We start from the raw sequence: 16888 nt of genomic DNA on the forward strand, positions 1-16888 counted from the left end.
CGTATCGCCGTCCCTTTACTGGAAAACATGTCATCCAGCACGACGAGCAGCAAATTCGACCAAAACTAACAAATCGGCCAGACAATTGACATCCACAATATCGCGGGAACATCCGCGAAAAGAAGGCGGAACAGAGCCCTCCATATGGAGGCAGCCACGGACGATCCTGTGGACCGCGGTGGGAGTGGTGGCCGTCGGGTTCCTGATCGCACTGGAGATCGCGGCGCGTCATTACGGGCAACCCGGGCCTATCACCAATCAGGCGAAAGAGGTGGTGTTCCGCCCCAAGTCGGGGCCGCTGCTGTACGGCAGCATGGCGTTGATGATGGTGGTGCTGCCCTGGCGGCAACGGCTGATCGCGGCCGGAGTCGCCGTCGGCATCGACCTGGTGTTCTGGCTCGTGCGGTGGGCGGCCGGCGTCCACTCGGCCGAGGGCCACGCCTTCGGGAACGGCGCGCTGTGGGTCATCGTCGGATGCACGGTCGTCGCGATCACGCGCCGCGCCGGTGAGGAACGCGTCCTGCTGCTCAAGGGTGTCGGGCTGGCCCTGCTGCTGGTGGCGGGACGCAAGACGGGCGACGCCTGGCTGCTGATCACGTCCAAGACGCGTCCGTCGGTGCTCGACCAGTACGCGGCGAGCGCCGATCACGCGCTGGGCGACCCCTCCTGGCTCGCGGGCCGGATCGTCGGGGCCACCGGGACCGTCGGCGCCCACGTCCTCGACTACGTCTACATCCAGCTCGCGGTCGCCGCGGTCGTCGTCACGCTGTACCAGCTGCGCAACGTGGCGGCCGAGGGGCGCTTCCCCCGCCACCACCTGGTGCGCACCTTCCTGATGATCGGCCTGCTCGGGCCGGGCATCTACATGCTCTTCCCGGTCGTCGGGCCGATCTTCGCCTACGGCGCCGACGGCGGGCACTGGGCGGTGGCCGACCTGTGGCCGAACACGCCGCCGCCCACCGGGACACCGCACCCGATGCCGTTCGACGCGATCACCCCGCGCAACTGCATGCCGAGCCTGCACACGGCGTGGGCCACGGCCATCTTCATCCACTCCCGCAAGGGCCCGAGAATCCTGCGATACGCGGGAACCTTCTGGCTGATCGCCACCCTCGGCGCGACGCTCGGCTTCGGCTACCACTACGGCACCGACATCGTGGCGGGTGTGGTGTTCACGCTCACGATCGAGGCGGCCATGCTCTCGCTCGCGCGCGGCTGGGACCGGTCGGGGGTGAACCTGGTCGCCTACGGCACGGTGGTCTTCACCGCGCTGCTGGTGTCGTACCGCTTTCTGCCGGTGCCGATGGCCAGGCATCCGTGGGTGTTCGGGCCGGTGATCCTGCTGGCGATGGCCTCGGTGATCCAGGGCTACGTGCGCACCACCAGGCAGTGGGAACCCGACGCCGCGCCCGCGCCCCAACTGGAGCCGCAGCCCGAACCGGTGTGACCGCCGCCGCCCCGAAGGCCGTCCACGGTGATGTCACCCGCGCACGCGGCGTGGCCCCGGTGCTCAGGCGCTGCCGCACCGCCTGAGCACCGGGAGCGACCGCTGACACTCGCCGATTCAGGCGGGTTCGGCCCGGGCCCGGACTCCTTGCTCGGGCAACGGAGTGCCCCTCACCGTCAAAGCAGGGTGTAGACGCTGTCGCTCACCCGGCTCCGGCGCGGTGGCCGGGTGCCCTTGAACCACGTCACCCAGGACTGCGGGAGGGCCTCGCGGTCCAGTACGAAGTCGTCGAGCACCAGGCAGTCGATGTCCGACCTCAGGAAGCAGAGGAGGGCGTCGACGGGGGTGTGGACGATCGGCTCTCCCCGGAGGTTGAACGACGTGTTCAGCAGCAGCGGGCAGCCCGTGCGGTCGGCGAACGTCCGGATGAGGCGGTAGAAACGCCCGTTCGTCGCCTCGGTGACGGTCTGCACGCGGGCCGACTTGTCGACGTGGGTGATGGCCGGCAGCGACAGCGGCGACACGACCTCGCAGGTCTCCAGCATGAACGGCGACTCGTGGTCGAGCCGGAAGTGCTCGTGCGCGTGCTCGGCCAGCACGGCGGGCGCGAACGGCCGGAAAGCCTCGCGCATCTTGACCGAGGCGTTGATCCGGTCCCGCGTGTCGTCGCCCCGCGGGTCGGCCAGGATGGACCGCCCGCCGAGCGAGCGGGGCCCGAACTCCTCCCGGCCGTGGTACCAGCCGATCACCTTGCCCTCTGCCAGTCGCCCCGCGACGGCGTCGAGCAGACCCGCCTCGTCCCCGCGGAAGTCCGCGAAGGACCGTCCGGCGTATGCGCCGAGCAGCCGGGCGATGCCGTCGGAGTCCGTGCCGGAGCCGAGGAGCACCGAGGTCAGCCGGTCCTGCCGGGGCCGCTCCCCGGTCAGGCGCTGGTGGGCCACCGCCGCGCACCCGAGGCTGCCGCCCGCGTCACCGGCGGCCGGCTGCACGAACACCCTGGCGAAGGGGCCCTCCTCGACGATGCGGCGCACGGCGACGACGTTGAGGGCCACGCCTCCGGCCATGCACAGGTTCTCGCTGCCCGACATGCGGTGGGCCTTGTCGACCATGCGGAGCAGGGTTTCCTCGGTCACCACCTGGAGGCTGCGCGCGAGGTCGTGGTGGACCTTGCCGATCTCCGACTCCGGCACCCGCGGTGGCACGCCGATCAGGGACGTGAAGCGCTCACCGAGCATGCCGTCCGGGTCGGTGAAGTCGAAGTAGTCCAGGTCGAGCCGGAACGACCCGTCCTCGGTGACGTGGATCAGCCGGCCGATCTCGTCCCGGAACCGCGGTTCCCCGTAGGGGGCGAGCCCCATCACCTTGTACTCGCCCTCGTTCACCTCGAAGCCGAGGTAGCCGGTGACCGCGCTGTAGAGCAGCCCCAGGGAGTGGGGGAACTCGACCTGCTCGACCAGTTCGAGCGACGCGCCCCGGCCGATCCCCCAGCTGGTGGTGGCCCACTCGCCGACGGCGTCGACCGTCAGCACGGCGCTGTCGTCGAAACCGGAGAAGTAGTAGGCGCTCGCCGCGTGGGAGAGGTGGTGGTCGACGAACTCGACCCGGCCCTCCCAGCCCAGCAGGTCCCGGATCTCCCGCAGCGGCCGGTCGGCGTCCAGGCGGTACAGGGCGCTCGCGCTGCTGTCGGGGAAGGCCGGCAGCCCGGTCCACAGCTGGCGGTGGAGCTTCTTCGCCGGGTCCTCGTAGTAGGCCACGCAGTCCACGTCGGTGATGCGCAGACCGGCTTGGTCCAGGCAGTCGCGCACGGCGTCGATGGGAAGGTCGGGATCCTGCTTGCGCCGGGTGTAGCGCTCCTCGTGGGAGGCGGCCACGAGCCGGCCGTCGACCAGCAGCGCCGCGGCCGAGTCGTGGAAGTGGGCCGAGATCCCGAGGACCACGGGTCCGGCGGCCGCCGGGGTACGCGTGTTCTGCGCGCTCATCGCGGGTCTCCCTGTCCGGCGGTGTGCGGTTCCGCCATCGCCACCGCGATCTTCCGGTCGCCGGTGAAGGGCTCCCGGCCGTGGCTGGACAGCATGTTGTCCACCACGAGGATGTCGTCGCGCTGCCAGTCGAAGCGGACCCGGCACTTCTCGTAGCAGCTGCGCAGGTGGGCCATCACGTCGTCGGGGATGCGTCCGCCGTCGCCGTAGTACGTGTTCGTGGGGAGGCCGTCCTCGCCGAACAGGGCGAGCAGGCCCTCCTGGACGTCCTCCGGGAGCGTGGTCACGTGGAAGAAGGTGATGTGGTTGAACCACACGTCCTCGCCGGTGCGCGGGTGGCGGTGCAGCGCCTCCCGCACCACGCGGGTGCGCAGCCCGTCCTCGCCGGTCCACTCGGGGATCAGCCCGTGCTCCTTGCAGTAGGCCTCCACCTCGGCCCGGCTGTCGGTCCCGAACACCTTGGGCCACGGGACGCCGAAGTTCGGGTGGTAGTTGCGCACCAGACTCCAGCGCCGACGCGTGAACTCCTCCCGGACGGCCACGTCGATCGCCTCGTACAGCCGCCGGGTGTCGGCCAGCGGCGTCGATCCCAGCGTCCGAGGCGCGCGCAGGCAGTAGAAGTACAGCGTCATCGGCCAGGTGTCCTGATAGGAGCACTCGTTGTGGAGGAAGATCTCCTCCTCGGCCGGGTGGTCGGTGGACGTGTACACATTGCCCTGGATCGAGGTGCGCGGTGAGGAGGCCTCGGTGTAGGTGAGCGTCTCCCCGGACAGCGCGTCGACGGTCGACTGCAGTCCGTCGACGCCGTCGATGTCGAATCCCCGGAAAAGGAGCGCTCCATGGGTGTGGAGCGCCGCGCGGAGTTCGTCCCGATCGTGCTCGATGAGGTCTACGAGGTCGGTGGTGGAACCTGCTTCCACCACCAGCGGCAGCGCTGCCGGCGCGGACATACGGTCTCCTGACATAGCGGTGTTGCGAGCGGGCACAGTGGTCGGACGGGCCGGTGCGGGACGTTCGGGGCGGCCGCCGCCACCCCGGTGGGGTTCAGGGCCCGTCCGTGATCCGGTCCGCCGGACGGGCTCCGGCCGTCTGGTCCAGGAAGGGCGCGTCCGACGGCGACAGCGGCCGCAGGTCCGTCACCCAGGTCGCCCGCGGGTCGAACCGTGCGAAGAACGGCCGCCCGACCACTTCCGGGTCCCTGGCCTGCAGATAGCGCAGTGCCAACGCGGACTGTCCGGCGACCTCCGTCACCCCGTCGACGACCACCTTGCCGCGGGTGGCGGACATGGACGGGCCGCGCACCGTGCGCGCCAGCCCGGTCACGGACGACAGGGCCTCCCGGTAGATCTGCCAGGCGCGGACGAGCGGAACCTCGAAGTACTGACGCGGGCCGGTGTCCCGCTCCACGAACATGTAGTAGGGCACGGCGTCGAGGGCGACGGCGCGCGTCCACATCTCCCGCCACACGCCGGCGTCGTCGTTGATCGACCTGATGAGGGGCGCCTGGGTGCGGATGACGGCGCCCGTCGACCGGATCCGCTCGATCGCGCGTCCCACGGGCTCCGGGTGGAGCTCGCGGGGATGCGTCACGTGGGCCATGACCGCGAGGTGCCGGCCGCCGTCGCGGACCTCCTCGAACAGGCGCATGAGGTCGTCGGCGTCCTCGTCGTCGGTGAACCGGTAGGGCCAGTAGGTCAGTGCCTTGGTGCCGATCCGGATGTTCCTGATGTGCTCCATTCCCGGGGCGAGGAAGGGCTCGAGCGCGCGCCGCAGGTTGTCGGTGCGCATGATGAGCGGGTCGCCGCCGGTCAGCAGGATGTCGGTGATGTCGGTGTGGTGGCGCAGGTAGGCGGCGAGGGCGTCGGCGTCGTCCTTCTCCGCGGCCATCTTCAGCTCGGGCACCCCGACGAACTGTGCCCAGCGGAAGCAGTAGGTGCAGTACGCGTGGCAGGTCTGGCCCTGACGCGGGAAGTAGAGCAGCGTCTCCCGGTACTTGTGCTGTACGCCCGAGAGCCGCTGCCCCTGCCAGAGGGGGACGTTCTGGTCCGTCTGGCCCGCAGGGTGCGCGTTCATCCCCGCGCGGATCTCCCGCACGGCGGGCGCGAGACGGGCGGGGCCCGCCTCCTCGCGCAGCAGGTCCGTCATGGTCTTCAGCTCGTCCGCGGCCAGCATGTCGGGCTGCGGAAACACCAGCCGGAAGACGGGGTCGTCGTGCACGTGGTCCCAGTCGATGAGCTCGTCGACCACATACTGGTTGGTCCTGAACGGCAGGATGGCGGCCACGGCCCGTATCTGGAGCTTCGTTTCGGCGTCCGCCCCGCACCGGTCCAGCAGCGCGTCAAGATCGCGTGCCGAGTACGCCCGGAAGCGCGGCGGGGTCACGGCGTTCATCCGCGCCCCTCGTCCTGGCCGACGGTGCCCGGCGCGACCGCGCGGGCGATCTCCTCGGCCGTGACCGCGGCATGGGACCGCTGGACCAGGGTGAAGTGGTCGGCGCCGGGCACGGTCCGGGTCTCCACCGGCGTGCCCAGTGCCTCCTCCCAGCCGAGGGCCGGGGGCGTCCCCTCCGGCCGCGCCTGGTCACCGGCGAGCAGCAGGGTGAGCCGGGTGTCCCTGAGGCGGGCGCGCCGCATCCGGTAGTTGACGAGCGCGGTGGCGTTGGCGTCGAAGACCGTGTACCTGCGGCGCAGCGACTGCTGTTCCTCGCCGTCCGCCGGCCGGTCGCCGCTGAGCAGCGCGGTGTCGACCCCCTCGCCGGTCATGCGCTCCAGGTCGCGAGCGAAGGACGCCACCCGGTCGGCGTCGGGTCCCGCGAAGTGCTCGAAGGCCTTCGAGCCCGGCGCGTAGCTGTCCAGCAGCACCAGGGAGGCGGTGCGCACCCCCTCGAAGGAGAGCTGGCGTGCCATCTCGTAGGCGACGGCGCCTCCCATGGACCAGCCGGCGAAGTGGTACGGCCCCTCGGGCTGCACCTTGAGCACCTCGTGGAGGTAGGCGGCCGCCATCTCCTGGACCGAGGTGAACACGGTGCCGCCGTCCAGGCCGGGAGAGCGGACCCCGATCACGGTGAACTCGGCGGGCAGCGCGGAGGCCACCTCCCGGAAGCACATCACGTCGCCGCCGACCGGGTGCACGAGGAACAACCGCGGTCCTCCCGCCGTGCCCTGACGCAATGTCAGCAGCAGTTCGCTCGCCTGGTCGTCGGACTCCTTGCGCAACTCGCGTACGGACGCGGCAAGACGGTCGATGCGCGGACCCTCCAGGAGCTTGCGCAGCGAGAGCGACAGGCCGGTCTTCTTGCGGATCCGGGTGAGCAGGATGGTGGCGAGCAGCGAGTGCCCGCCGACGGCGAAGAAGTCGTCGGTGACGCCGATGTCGTCGTGGCCGAGAAGCTCGGACCAGATGGACCAGATCAGGGTCTCGGTGTCGTCCCGGGGCGCGACGCGCTCCTGTGCGGCCGGGGACGAGGCGCCCCGCAGGGAGGAGCGGTCCAGCTTGCCGTTGGGCAGCAGCGCGAACCGGTCGACGAAGAGGAACAGCGAGGGGACGACGGCCAGCGGCAGCCGCTCGCGCGCGTGGCGGCGGAGTTCTTCCGTGGTCAGGGCGGAGCCGGGCGAGCGCAGGACGTACGCGACGAGCGAGCCGTCCGCCTCCTTGTCCTGCTCCACGTGGACCTGGCGCACCTGCGGATGGGTGGTCAGCTCGGCCGCGACCTCCGCGGGGTGCACCCGGACGCCGCGCACCTTGAGCAGATCGTCGCTGCGCCCCTCGACGTGGATCTCGCCGAAGGCGCCGACCACTGCGAGGTCTCCCGTGTGGTAGACGAGGTCGTCCGGGTCGTCGGACAGCGGGTTGGGGCGGAAGTTGGAGGCTGCGCGGGCGTCGTCGAGGTAGCCCAGGGTCCGGTACGGCGTCCGGATGACGATCTCGCCGCGTTCGCCGGGGCCGCGGACGGAGCCGTCCGCGCCCAGGACGACCGCCTGGGCGCCGGGCAGCGGGCGTCCGACGGGCACCGGTCCCGGGTCCTGCTCGGCCGTCACCCGGTGAAAGGTCTTGATCATGGTCGTCTCGGTGGGCCCGTAGAAGTTGACGACCTCGGTGTCCGGGCCCAGCAGCCGCTCACGCAGTTCCTGGACGAGCCGGCCGGTGAGGGGCTCGCCCGCGAGGCAGAGCAGCCGCAGGCCGGTGAGGGGCGCGGTGGCCCGGTCGGTGTCCCGCAGCCATGACGCCACCACGCTGGGTGTGGTGTGGACGATGGTGACGCGCTCGCGTGCCAGCCAGTCCACCATCCGTGCCGTGTCGTCCAGGGCGCTCGTCGGCGGCAGGCACACGGTGGCCCCCTGGGTGAGCGGCACGAGGACGTCGCGCAGGACCGCGTCGAAGGAGAGCGTGGTGAGCTGCGCCACGCGGTCCCCGGCGTGCACGCCGAACTCCGCGGTCTCCCAGTCGATGAAGTGGTCGAGGCCGCGGTGCGATCCGACGACCGCCTTGGCCTCGCCGGTCGTGCCGGAGGTGAAGAAGACGTACGCCGGTTCCAGGGGCCGGGCGGGGACGGGGTGGAGCGGCTCGTCCGTGCGCTTGGCGAGCTCCTCGAAGGTCAGGCGCCGCACGGTGGCGTCGCCCGGCGCCTGCGTGGCGGTCGACGGCTCGGTGAGCAGTACCTGCTGGACGCCGGCCTTGGCCACCATGGCGGCGCGCCGCGGTTGTGGCAGACCGTCGTCCAGGAGCACCGCGGTGGCGCCGGCGCCGAGCGCGGCGACGAGGGCGGCCACGGTGGCGGGCGACTTGCCGCCCAGAACACCGACGCGCTGCCCCGCCCGGAGCTCCTGCGTGGCGCCCGCCACCGCTGCGGCCAGCTGACGATAGGTCACCTCGCCTTCCGCCCAGGAGACGGCGACGGCGTCCGGGGTGGCCGCGGCCCGGCGCCGGAAGCGCTCGGCGACGGGGACGAGGTCCCGCGCGGGAAGCGGCTCGGCGAAGGGGTGGCCGGCGCGGTCGGCGTCGGCCAGCGGACTCGTCGGCTGCTCGGCGGCGAAGCGGAGCAGGCGCGTGAACCGCTCGCCGAGCGCGGCCGCGAACTCCCCCTGAACCGTGTCGGCGTCGTACTCGAAGTCCAGGACGGTGCCCGCCTCTGCGGGGCGCACCACCACGGTGAGGTCGAATTTGGCCGTCGGCGCCGAGCCGGAGCCGTCTCCGGCGGCGGCGACCACGTCGACGGGACGCAGGAGGGCGGCCTCACGCGGCAGTTCCTCGCGCGGCGGCATCCGCAGCATCACGGAGAACAGCGGACCGCGGTCCCCGTCCCGGGCGGCGGCGACGGCCTCCACGACCTGCGCGTAGGACACGTCCCGGTGCCCCGACGCCTCGACGAGCGTCGACCTGACCCGGCCGAGCGCCTCCTCGAAGGTCGGGTCGCCCGCCATGTCGAAGCTGTAGGCGTGCGTCCGGACGAAGAACCCGATGACGTCCTCGAACTCCTCGCGGTCCCGGCCCACGCTGTCGCTGCCGATGACGACCCGGTCCTGCGCCGCCGCCCGGGACAGGGCGTGGGCGAGGACGGTCATCATCGCCATGTACTCGGTGGCCCCGGACTTGGCGCACTGCTCGGCGAGGCGGTCGGTCACCTCGCGGTCGACCGGGACGCGCAGCACCCGCGCCTGGTGCGGCCGTTCGCCGGGCACGGGACGTCCCCACGGCACGTCCGGGACGGGGGTACCGGCGAGCAGGTCGCGCCAGTAGGCCAGGTCGGTCTCGGCGCGCTCGTCGGTCGTCCGGCGTGCGCGCCAGGCCGCGTAGTCACCGAACTGGAGCCGGGGCGTGTCACCGTCCAGGTGCGTGTGCCGGTCGGTGCCGGCGAGCAGCTCGTCGGCCTGCTGGGCGACGAGGCTCCACGACACCCCGTCGCAGCACAGGTGATGGATGGTCAGGCCGACGAGGAGCTCGTCGTCCGCGACCCGGACCGTCCGGACTCGCACCAGCGGGCCGGTGACCAGGTCGAAGGCGTCGGCTGCCGCCTTCGACAGGGCGGCCAGGCCTGACGGCCGGTCGGTCACGGACGGCAGGGCGGTGAAGTCGACGGCGGCCTCGCCCACGGACTGCACGGGGCGCCCGTCGACCTCGCGGAAGCGCAGCCGCAACGCCTCGTGGCGGCGGCACACTGTGAGGAAGGCCGTGCGTACGGCCTCCTCGTCGACGTCGGTGGGCAGCCGGAACACGCCGGCCATGTTGTAGGCGGAGCTGTGGGGGTCAAGCTGCTGGAGGAACCACAGGCCCTCCTGCTCGGGGGAGAGCGGCTGGTCGGCCTCGCGCGGGACGGGCGCGGGCGCCGGTTCCTCCTCGGCCCTGGCGCCCTCCCGCAGCGCGCCGTCCACGGCCTGAGCGAGCGTGGCGATCGTCGGCGACCGGTACAGGGTCGGCAGATTCAGGTCGGCCTCGAACGTCCGGCGGATCCGGGCGAGGAGCCGGGCCAGCATCAGCGAGTGGCCGCCGAGATCGAAGAAGTTGGCGTGCCGGGAGGTGATCTCCTTCTTGAACGCCTCGGACCACAGCTCGGCCACGCGCCGCTCCGTCGCGGTCCACTCGCCCTCGTCCGCCGCCTCCCGCTGCGTCTGTTCGGCGATGTCGTCGGGGTCGGGGAGCGCGGACCGGTCCAGCTTGCCGTGGCCGGTCAGCGGCAGCCGCTCCAGGAGGACCACCTGGGCCGGGACCATCGCGTTGGAGCCGGCCGCGGCCACGTGCCGCCGTACGGCGGAGGCGTCCACGCCCGCGCCCTGGACGGGCACGACGTAGGCGACGAGGGCGGGACCGTCGTCCCCGGCGCGGACTACGACGGCCGCGTCCTCGACCTCCGGCATGCGGGTGATCACCGCGCCGACCTCGGCCGGGTGGACCCGGACGCCGAAGATCTTGACCTGGTCGTCCACCCGGCCGTGGATCTCCAGGTCGCCCTGGGGGCCGATGCGGCCCAGGTCGCCGGTCCGCTGCACGAGGTCGGTGGGGTCGTCGGGGTTGAGCGGGTTCACCTCGAAGAGCGGGGCCTCTCCCGCGGCCGGGCGCCAGGTGCCCCGGGTGAGGTGCGGGGTGCGGATCAGCACGTGGCCGGGTTCGCCGACGCCGCACCGCCGGCCGCGGTTGTTGACCACGAGCAGTTCGGCGCCGTCGATGGCCTTGCCCACGGGCAGGATGCCCGCCGGGACCTCGCCGTCCGGGACGGGATACCAGGACTTGAGGATGGTGGCCTCGGTCGTCCCGTAGAGGTTGACGAACCGCGTGCCCGCGTCGCCGGTCGCCTTCCGCCAGCGGTTGACGAGGCTGCCCGCGAGCGGCTCACCGGAGAGACAGATCAGGCGCAGCGCCGGGAAGCCCGCACCGGCGGGCTGTTCGGCCAGCAGCGTGGACAGCACGCTCGGCACCGTCTGCAGGACCGTCACCTCGTCCTCGCGCAGCCAGGCGAGCACCCGCGCCACGTCGACGAAGGGCCGGTCGGTGGGCGGCAGGCACACGGTGGCGCCTCCGATGAGCGCCGGGAACAGGTCCTTGAAGACCGCGTCGAAGGTCAGCGCGGCCATCTGGGCGACGCGGTCGCCCGGGCCGATGGCGAGGGCCCGCCGTTCCCACGCGCAGAAGTGGGCGAGCGCCCCGTGCCAGCCCAGGACACCGCGGGGCTCGCCGGTGGTGCCGGACGTGAAGCACACGTACGCGTCCGCCGCGGCGTCCACCGCGGGCAGCTCCACGTCGCCCGCCGTCGACCGCTCCAGCTCGGCGAGCCGGACCACCGGCGTCGAGCCGGCGTCCGGCTGCCACGCCTGGTCGGTCGTGTCGACGAGCAGCGACGGGCTCGCCCGTTCCAGCACGTCCCGCACCCGGCCCTCCGGCTGGGTGACGTCGATCATCACCAGGACCGCACCGGCCCGCAGGACACCGAGCATGGCCACGACGGTCTCCGGCGACCGGCCGCCACGGACCGCCACCACGTCCCCAGGGGCCACCTGCCGTGTCCGCAACGCCCGGGCCGTCGCGGAGAACCGCTCCACGAGCTCCTGGTACGTGTGGGACCGCGGGCCCCGGATCAGTGCGACGGCGTGCGGGAGCCGGGAGGCCGTGGCCTCGATCAGGGCGGGGACGGTGGTGCTCTCGACCAGGTGCCGTGACGGCGTCGTCGACGCGGTGGGGTGGTCGTCGGCGTACGTCATCTCAGTGTGAGTCCAATCGTGTGGTCCGGATTGCCCCGGGGGCCGGTCAGAGGGCTATCTCGTCGACGTACGCGTCGGGCTTGTCCACCGCGGCCTCGACGAAGGAGGCGAGCTGGCCGGCCATGAGCGCGGCGCGTTCGGTCGAGATGCGGCCCCGGGCGTACACGAGACGTGCCTCGTAGCCCTCGGTGAGCGGGAAGACCTCGAACTTGAGGTCGTAGTGCGTGTGCCGGGGCGGGAACTGGTGGACGCGCACGGTGACGCCGTCGGCCCGCCGTTGCCACGCCGGCATGTTCTGGAAGGCGAACAGGTTCTGGAACAGGGGCAGCCGGTCGGCGCCCCGGGCCGCTCCGACCTCGGCGACGATGCGCTCGATGGGCACCACCGAGTGCCGCTGGCCCGTCACGACGGAGGTCCGGGCGCGGTCCAGGACCTGTGCGACCGTCGCGTCCTCGTCGATGTCCAGGCGCTGCGGGACGGTCGTGACGAAGTAGCCGGCCAACCCGGCGACCCAGGGCGGCGTCCGGTTCGCCATGGGAGTGCCGACGACCACGGTCTCCTGGCCGGAGAGCCGGGCCAGCCATGCCGTGTAACCGGCGAGCAGGGCCATGAACTCGGTGATGCCGTGCTCGCGGCACAGGCTCTTCAGCCGGGCCGGGAAGTCGGGCGACCAGCGCAGCGCGACACTGTCGGCGGGCACGCTGAGGGAGGGGCCGCGCGGTTCGTCCAGCGGCAGGTCGAGCCCGTCCGGCGCGTTCGCCAGCACGGTGCGCCAGTGCCGCAGCGACTCCTCGACGGCCGCCCGGTGCTCCCGGCGGGTCTCCCGCGTACGCTGCCAGACCGCGTGGTCGACGATCTGCGGGCGTGCGTCCTCGGGACCGGGGTCCGGTCCGGTCAGCAGCCGGCTCAGCTCGTCGGTCAGCAGCGACCAGGTCCAGCCGTCCGTGATGATCTGGTGGGTGACCATCACGAGCAGGTGGTCGGCCGGCCCGAAGCTGACTCCGTGGGCCCGCAGCGGTGGTCCGGCGGCGAGGTCGAACGGCTCGTACGCCGTCTGCGTCACCCATCGGCGCACGGCCGCGGGATCCGCCGGCACCTCGACCGTCCAGTCCAGGGGCGGGGGCTGTGCGCCGACGACGGCCCGCGGCTCACCGTCCACGGAACGGAACGTCGTCCGGAGCACCTCGTGCCGCCGCACCAGAGCGGCGAACGCCTCCGACACCCGCTCGGCGCTCACCCCGGTGATCCGGAACGCGGTGGGGGCGCTCATCGCGGTGCTTTCGGGCTCCAGCTCCTGGAGGAACCAAAGGCGTTCCTGGTAGCGGTTGAGCGGCAGCTCACCATCGCGCGGCACCCGCGACGGCATCGTGTCCGTGTCCGCGGCGGCGAGCAGGGCGCGCAGCCGGTCGAGGGTCGGTTCCGCGAAGAAGTCGGCCAGGGTGACGGTGCGGCCGAACTCCTCGGCGACGTCGGCGAGCAGCCGCACGGCGTGCAGCGACGTGCCGCCCGCGCGCAGGAAGTGCGGCTCGGTGGTGCCGAGCACGCCTGCCCACAGGCGTTCCAGTGGGTCGGCGGCGGCGGCCTGGCCGCTCCGCTCGGACCGCCGAGCCAGGATCGCGTGCAGTGCCGCCACGTCGGTCTTGCCGTGCGCGGTCTTCGGCAGGGAGTCCACGGGTGTGAGGCCGGCCGGTATCGAGCCGGCCGGCAGGATGCCCAGCAGGTCGTCGCGCCATCCGGACCACGGCACACCGGGGACCAGGACGGCGAAGGCCTCCAGGCGTGCGACGCCGGCCGCGTCCTGACGCGTGACCACGACGCACTCCTCCACACAGGGCAGCGACTGCAGGGCGGCTTCCACCTCGCCCAGTTCGATACGGACGCCGCCGATCTTCACCTGGCGGTCGTTGCGGCCGTGGTAGAGGTACGCCCCGTCCGGACGCCGGCTGGCCAGGTCGCCTGTGCGGTACATGCGCCGGGCCGGGTCGGCCGGGTGGGGGACGAAGCGCTCGGCCGTGACCTCGGGCAGATTGAGGTAGCCACGGGCGACGCCCGCGCCGGCGATGCACAGCTCACCGACCTCGCCCGCCGGCACCGGGGTGCCGTCCTCGCCGACGACGAGCAGCTCGATGCCGGTGATGGGGTGGCCGATGGGGACCGGTGCGGTGGGCGAGGCGTCCGCGGCGCACTGCCAGTGGGTGACGTCGACGGCGGCCTCGGTGGGGCCGTAGAGGTTGTGGAGTTCGGCGTGGGGCAGCCGCTCGAAGAACCGCCGGGCCAGCGACGGGCCGAGCGCCTCGCCGCTGACCATGACCGAGCGCAGGCGCGGGCAGTCCCCCGGCCGCACCTGGCGCAGGAACTCCGTGAGCATGCTCGGCACGAAGTGCGTGACGGTCACCTGGCGGTCCGTCAGGAACCGTGCCAGATAGGCGGGATCCCGGTGCCCGTCGGGAGCGGCGAAGGCCAGTTCCGCCCCGGTCATCAGGGGCCACATGAACTCCCACACCGAGACGTCGAAGGTGTACGGCGTCTTCTGTGCGACCACGTCACCGGGTCCGATCCCGAAACGATCCTGCATCCACCGCAGGCGGTTGGCGATGGCGGCGTGCTCGATCAGTACGCCCTTGGGACGGCCCGTGGAGCCGGAGGTGTAGATGACGTAGGCCAGGTGGTGCGGCTCGGCCGAGTCGATCGGCGGCGCCTGGCCGGACGCGCGGTGTCCGCGAGGAGTCAGCCGCGGCATGCCGTCGGCGAGGGACCACAGCCGGGACGAGTCCTCGGTCACGACGGCCGCGGGCGCGGCGTCCCGCAGCAGAGCGAGGATCCGCCGGTCCGGGTCGGTGGTGGACAGCGGCAGCCATGCCCCGCCCGCCCGCACTATCCCGACGATCGCCACGGCCAGGTCCACGGAGCGCTCCAGTTGCAGCGCCACGATGCGATCGGGCCCCACCCCCGCCGCCACGAGCGCCTCGGCCAGCGCGGCCGAGCGGGCGTCGAGTTCGCGGTACGTCAGGACCTGCCGGTCGTCGCGGACCGCTCGGGCGTCGGGTGTCCGGCGGAACTGCTCGACGAGCGCCGCAGCCAGCGACCCCGGACCGGTACGACACACGGTGTTGCCCCCCTCGTGAATACCCTGCCGGCGGGCCGAACAAGATCGCCCCAGCGACACACGAGACGGGACTGTGGCACATCGGAGGCGCTTTAGGAAGATTCATATTTGGTCAAGGAATCTTTCCTTGCGTTGATCAACTGGTGATGTAATCTGCCTCAGTCCCGGCCGCGGCAACCTGCCGTACCAGGGCGGGCGTTGACCTGTTGACGGAAGCCGTACCGACTCTGGAAAGGGTGTTGACGGTGTGTGGACTCGCGGGCTTCGTCGGGCCACGACACGATCCCCGGGCGGCGCGCGCAACACTCGACGCCATGAGCGCGGCCATCCAGCACCGGGGGCCGGACTCCGCCGGATTCCATGTCGACGACAGGGTGGCGTTCGCGTTCACCCGGCTGGCGATCAACGACCTCGGGGCCGGCGACCAGCCGATGTACGACGAGAGCCGGCAGATCGTCGCCATGACGACCGGCGAGATCTACAACTACCGCGAACTGCGTGACCTCCTCGTCAGCCGGGGCCACACCCTGCGCACGCGCTGCGACACCGAGGTGGTCCCGCACCTGTACGAGGAGTTCGGCCGCGACTTCGTCAGCCGACTCGACGGGCAGTTCGCGGTGGTGCTCTACGACCACCGCGAGCAGCTCTTCATCGGCGCCCGCGACCACTTCGGCGTCACGCCGCTGTTCTACGCCCACCAGGGCGGCGAGCTGGTCTTCGGCTCCGAGATCAAGGCCATGCTGGAGCACCCCGCGGTGCCGCGCCGCGTCGACCTCGTCGGCCTGGACCAGGTGTTCACCCTGCCCGGTCTGGTGAGCCCGCGGACCATGTTCGAGGGCGTCCACAGCGTGCCGCCCGGCACCGCCGTCGAGTTCCGCCCCGGCGACCGGCCCAAGGTCTGGACGTACTGGGACCTCGCGTACCCGCGCACCGACGAGGACGTCGAACGCCACGACGAGTCGTACTACGTCCGTCGGGTCGAGGACCTGCTGGTCCGTTCCGTCGAGAAGCGTCTGCAGTCGGACGTCGAGGTCGGCCTGTACCTGAGCGGTGGACTGGACTCCTCCCTGGTCGGCGCGATCATGCGGCATCTGATGCCGGACGCCGAGATCCAGTCGTTCGCGGCGGCGTTCCCCGAGCGGGAGCTCTCCGAGAGCGACTACCAGCGGCTGATGAGCGGTGTCCTCGACACCCGCCACACCGAGCGCTTCGTGCACGGCGAGGAGATAACCTCCCGGCTGCGCGCGGTCGTTCGGCACACCGAGTGCCCGCTGAAGGAGTCGTTCAACTCGGCCGCCCACGCGCTGTCCGAAGCCGTGCACCGCGCCGGGGTCAAGGTGGTGCTCACCGGGCAGGGCGCGGACGAACTGTTCGGCGGCTACATCGGCTACCGCTTCGACCAGGTCCGGCGAACCCGGGCCGCGGGCGGCGTCACCGACCTGCGGGAAGCCAGGATGCGCGAGAGCCTGTGGGGTGACGAGAACTTCTTCTACGAACGCAACGACGCCGGATTCGGGGCCACGAAGGCCGGGCTCTACTCGGCGCCGGTGCGTGAGCGGCAGGGCGAGATCGACTGCCTCGGCCATCCGCTGGTCGACCGCGAGCGCCTGACCGGCCTGCACGATCTGCACCGCCGTTCCTACCTCGACCTCAAACTCCGGCTGGCGGACCATCTGCTCGGCGACCACGGCGACCGCATGGTGTTCGCCAATTCGGTGGAGTCCCGCCATCCGTTCCTCGACCGGGAACTCGTCGAGTTCCTCGCGACCGTGCCGCCCGAGCTGAAGCTGAAGGGCCTGGAGGAGAAGTACCTCCTCAAGCAGGTCGCCCGGGAGTGGATTCCGCGCCGGATCGTGGACCGCGAGAAGTTCGGCTTCACCGCGCCGGGCAGCCCGCACCTGATCCGGCAGGACGACCCTGCCATCGAGGCCCTGCTGTCCCGCGAACGCATCGAGGCGGACGGCTACTTCGATCCGGACCGGGTGGAGCGGCTCGTCCGTGAGTACGCCACGCCCGGGTTCCGCATCAACGTTCCTTTCGAGACCGACCTGTTGATGACCGTACTCACCTTCAACCTGCTCCTCGACCTCTACGACCTGCCCGCATACGCCGCCTGACGGCAACTCAGGCGGGCGCCGGGCAGCCCTGCCCGGACCCACATCGCCAG

General features: G+C 71.8%; 7 protein-coding genes. 2 read left to right on the plus strand and 5 right to left on the minus strand.

Translation table 11 applies throughout. From position 1 onward, the window contains the following. Positions 1-163: 163 nt before the first annotated feature. Positions 164-1447 (plus strand): phosphatase PAP2 family protein, encoded by a 1284-nt coding sequence (locus IE217_RS23895; RefSeq protein ID WP_190180118.1) that lies wholly within the window; start codon positions 164-166, stop codon positions 1445-1447. A gap of 176 nt (positions 1448-1623) precedes the next feature. Here IE217_RS23895 and IE217_RS23900 read toward each other — a convergent pair whose 3' ends face one another. From IE217_RS23900 to IE217_RS23920, 5 genes are all read right to left on the minus strand, one after another. Further along, the gene (locus IE217_RS23900) at positions 1624-3426 is read right to left on the minus strand and encodes a carbamoyltransferase family protein (RefSeq protein WP_190179984.1); all 1803 of its coding nucleotides are present in this window, start codon (positions 3424-3426) and stop codon (positions 1624-1626) included. After that, positions 3423-4376 (minus strand): TauD/TfdA family dioxygenase, encoded by a 954-nt coding sequence (locus IE217_RS23905; protein ID WP_190179985.1) that lies wholly within the window; start codon positions 4374-4376, stop codon positions 3423-3425. Before IE217_RS23905 ends, IE217_RS23900 begins: the two co-directional genes overlap by 4 nt. Before the next feature lie 94 nt (positions 4377-4470). Beyond that, positions 4471-5817, minus strand: a complete 1347-nt coding sequence (locus tag IE217_RS23910; protein WP_190179986.1) for a KamA family radical SAM protein — start codon at positions 5815-5817, stop codon at positions 4471-4473. Beyond that, a complete protein-coding gene (locus IE217_RS23915) occupies positions 5814-11615 on the minus strand; it encodes a non-ribosomal peptide synthetase (protein WP_190179987.1) in 5802 nt (1933 codons plus the stop codon). Before IE217_RS23915 ends, IE217_RS23910 begins: the two co-directional genes overlap by 4 nt. 46 nt (positions 11616-11661) lie before the next feature. Beyond that, positions 11662-14721 carry a non-ribosomal peptide synthetase gene (locus tag IE217_RS23920; RefSeq protein ID WP_190179988.1) on the minus strand — a complete coding sequence of 1020 codons (3060 nt, stop codon included), beginning with the start codon at positions 14719-14721 and terminating at the stop codon, positions 11662-11664. A gap of 245 nt (positions 14722-14966) precedes the next feature. On the opposite strand from IE217_RS23920, the gene asnB reads away from it, so the two are divergent. Continuing rightward, positions 14967-16838: an asparagine synthase (glutamine-hydrolyzing) gene (gene asnB / locus IE217_RS23925; protein WP_190179989.1), complete on the plus strand. Its 1872-nt coding sequence runs from the start codon at positions 14967-14969 to the stop codon at positions 16836-16838. Positions 16839-16888 lie beyond the last annotated feature (50 nt).

The sequence above is a fragment of the Streptomyces naganishii JCM 4654 genome (assembly GCF_014650575.1).
In the GTDB taxonomy this organism is placed as follows: Bacteria; Actinomycetota; Actinomycetes; order Streptomycetales; family Streptomycetaceae; genus Streptomyces; species Streptomyces naganishii.

Bases quoted from the DNA above. Each gene is read 5' to 3' on its own strand.
- IE217_RS23905 (WP_190179985.1), bottom strand. From the start codon at position 4,376: ATGTCCGCGCCGGCAGCGCTGCCGCTGGTGGTGGAAGCAGGTTCCACC.
- IE217_RS23910 (WP_190179986.1), bottom strand. From the start codon at position 5,817: ATGAACGCCGTGACCCCGCCGCGCTTCCGGGCGTACTCGGCACGCGAT.
- IE217_RS23915 (WP_190179987.1), bottom strand. From the start codon at position 11,615: ATGACGTACGCCGACGACCACCCCACCGCGTCGACGACGCCGTCACGG.
- IE217_RS23900 (WP_190179984.1), bottom strand. From the start codon at position 3,426: ATGAGCGCGCAGAACACGCGTACCCCGGCGGCCGCCGGACCCGTGGTC.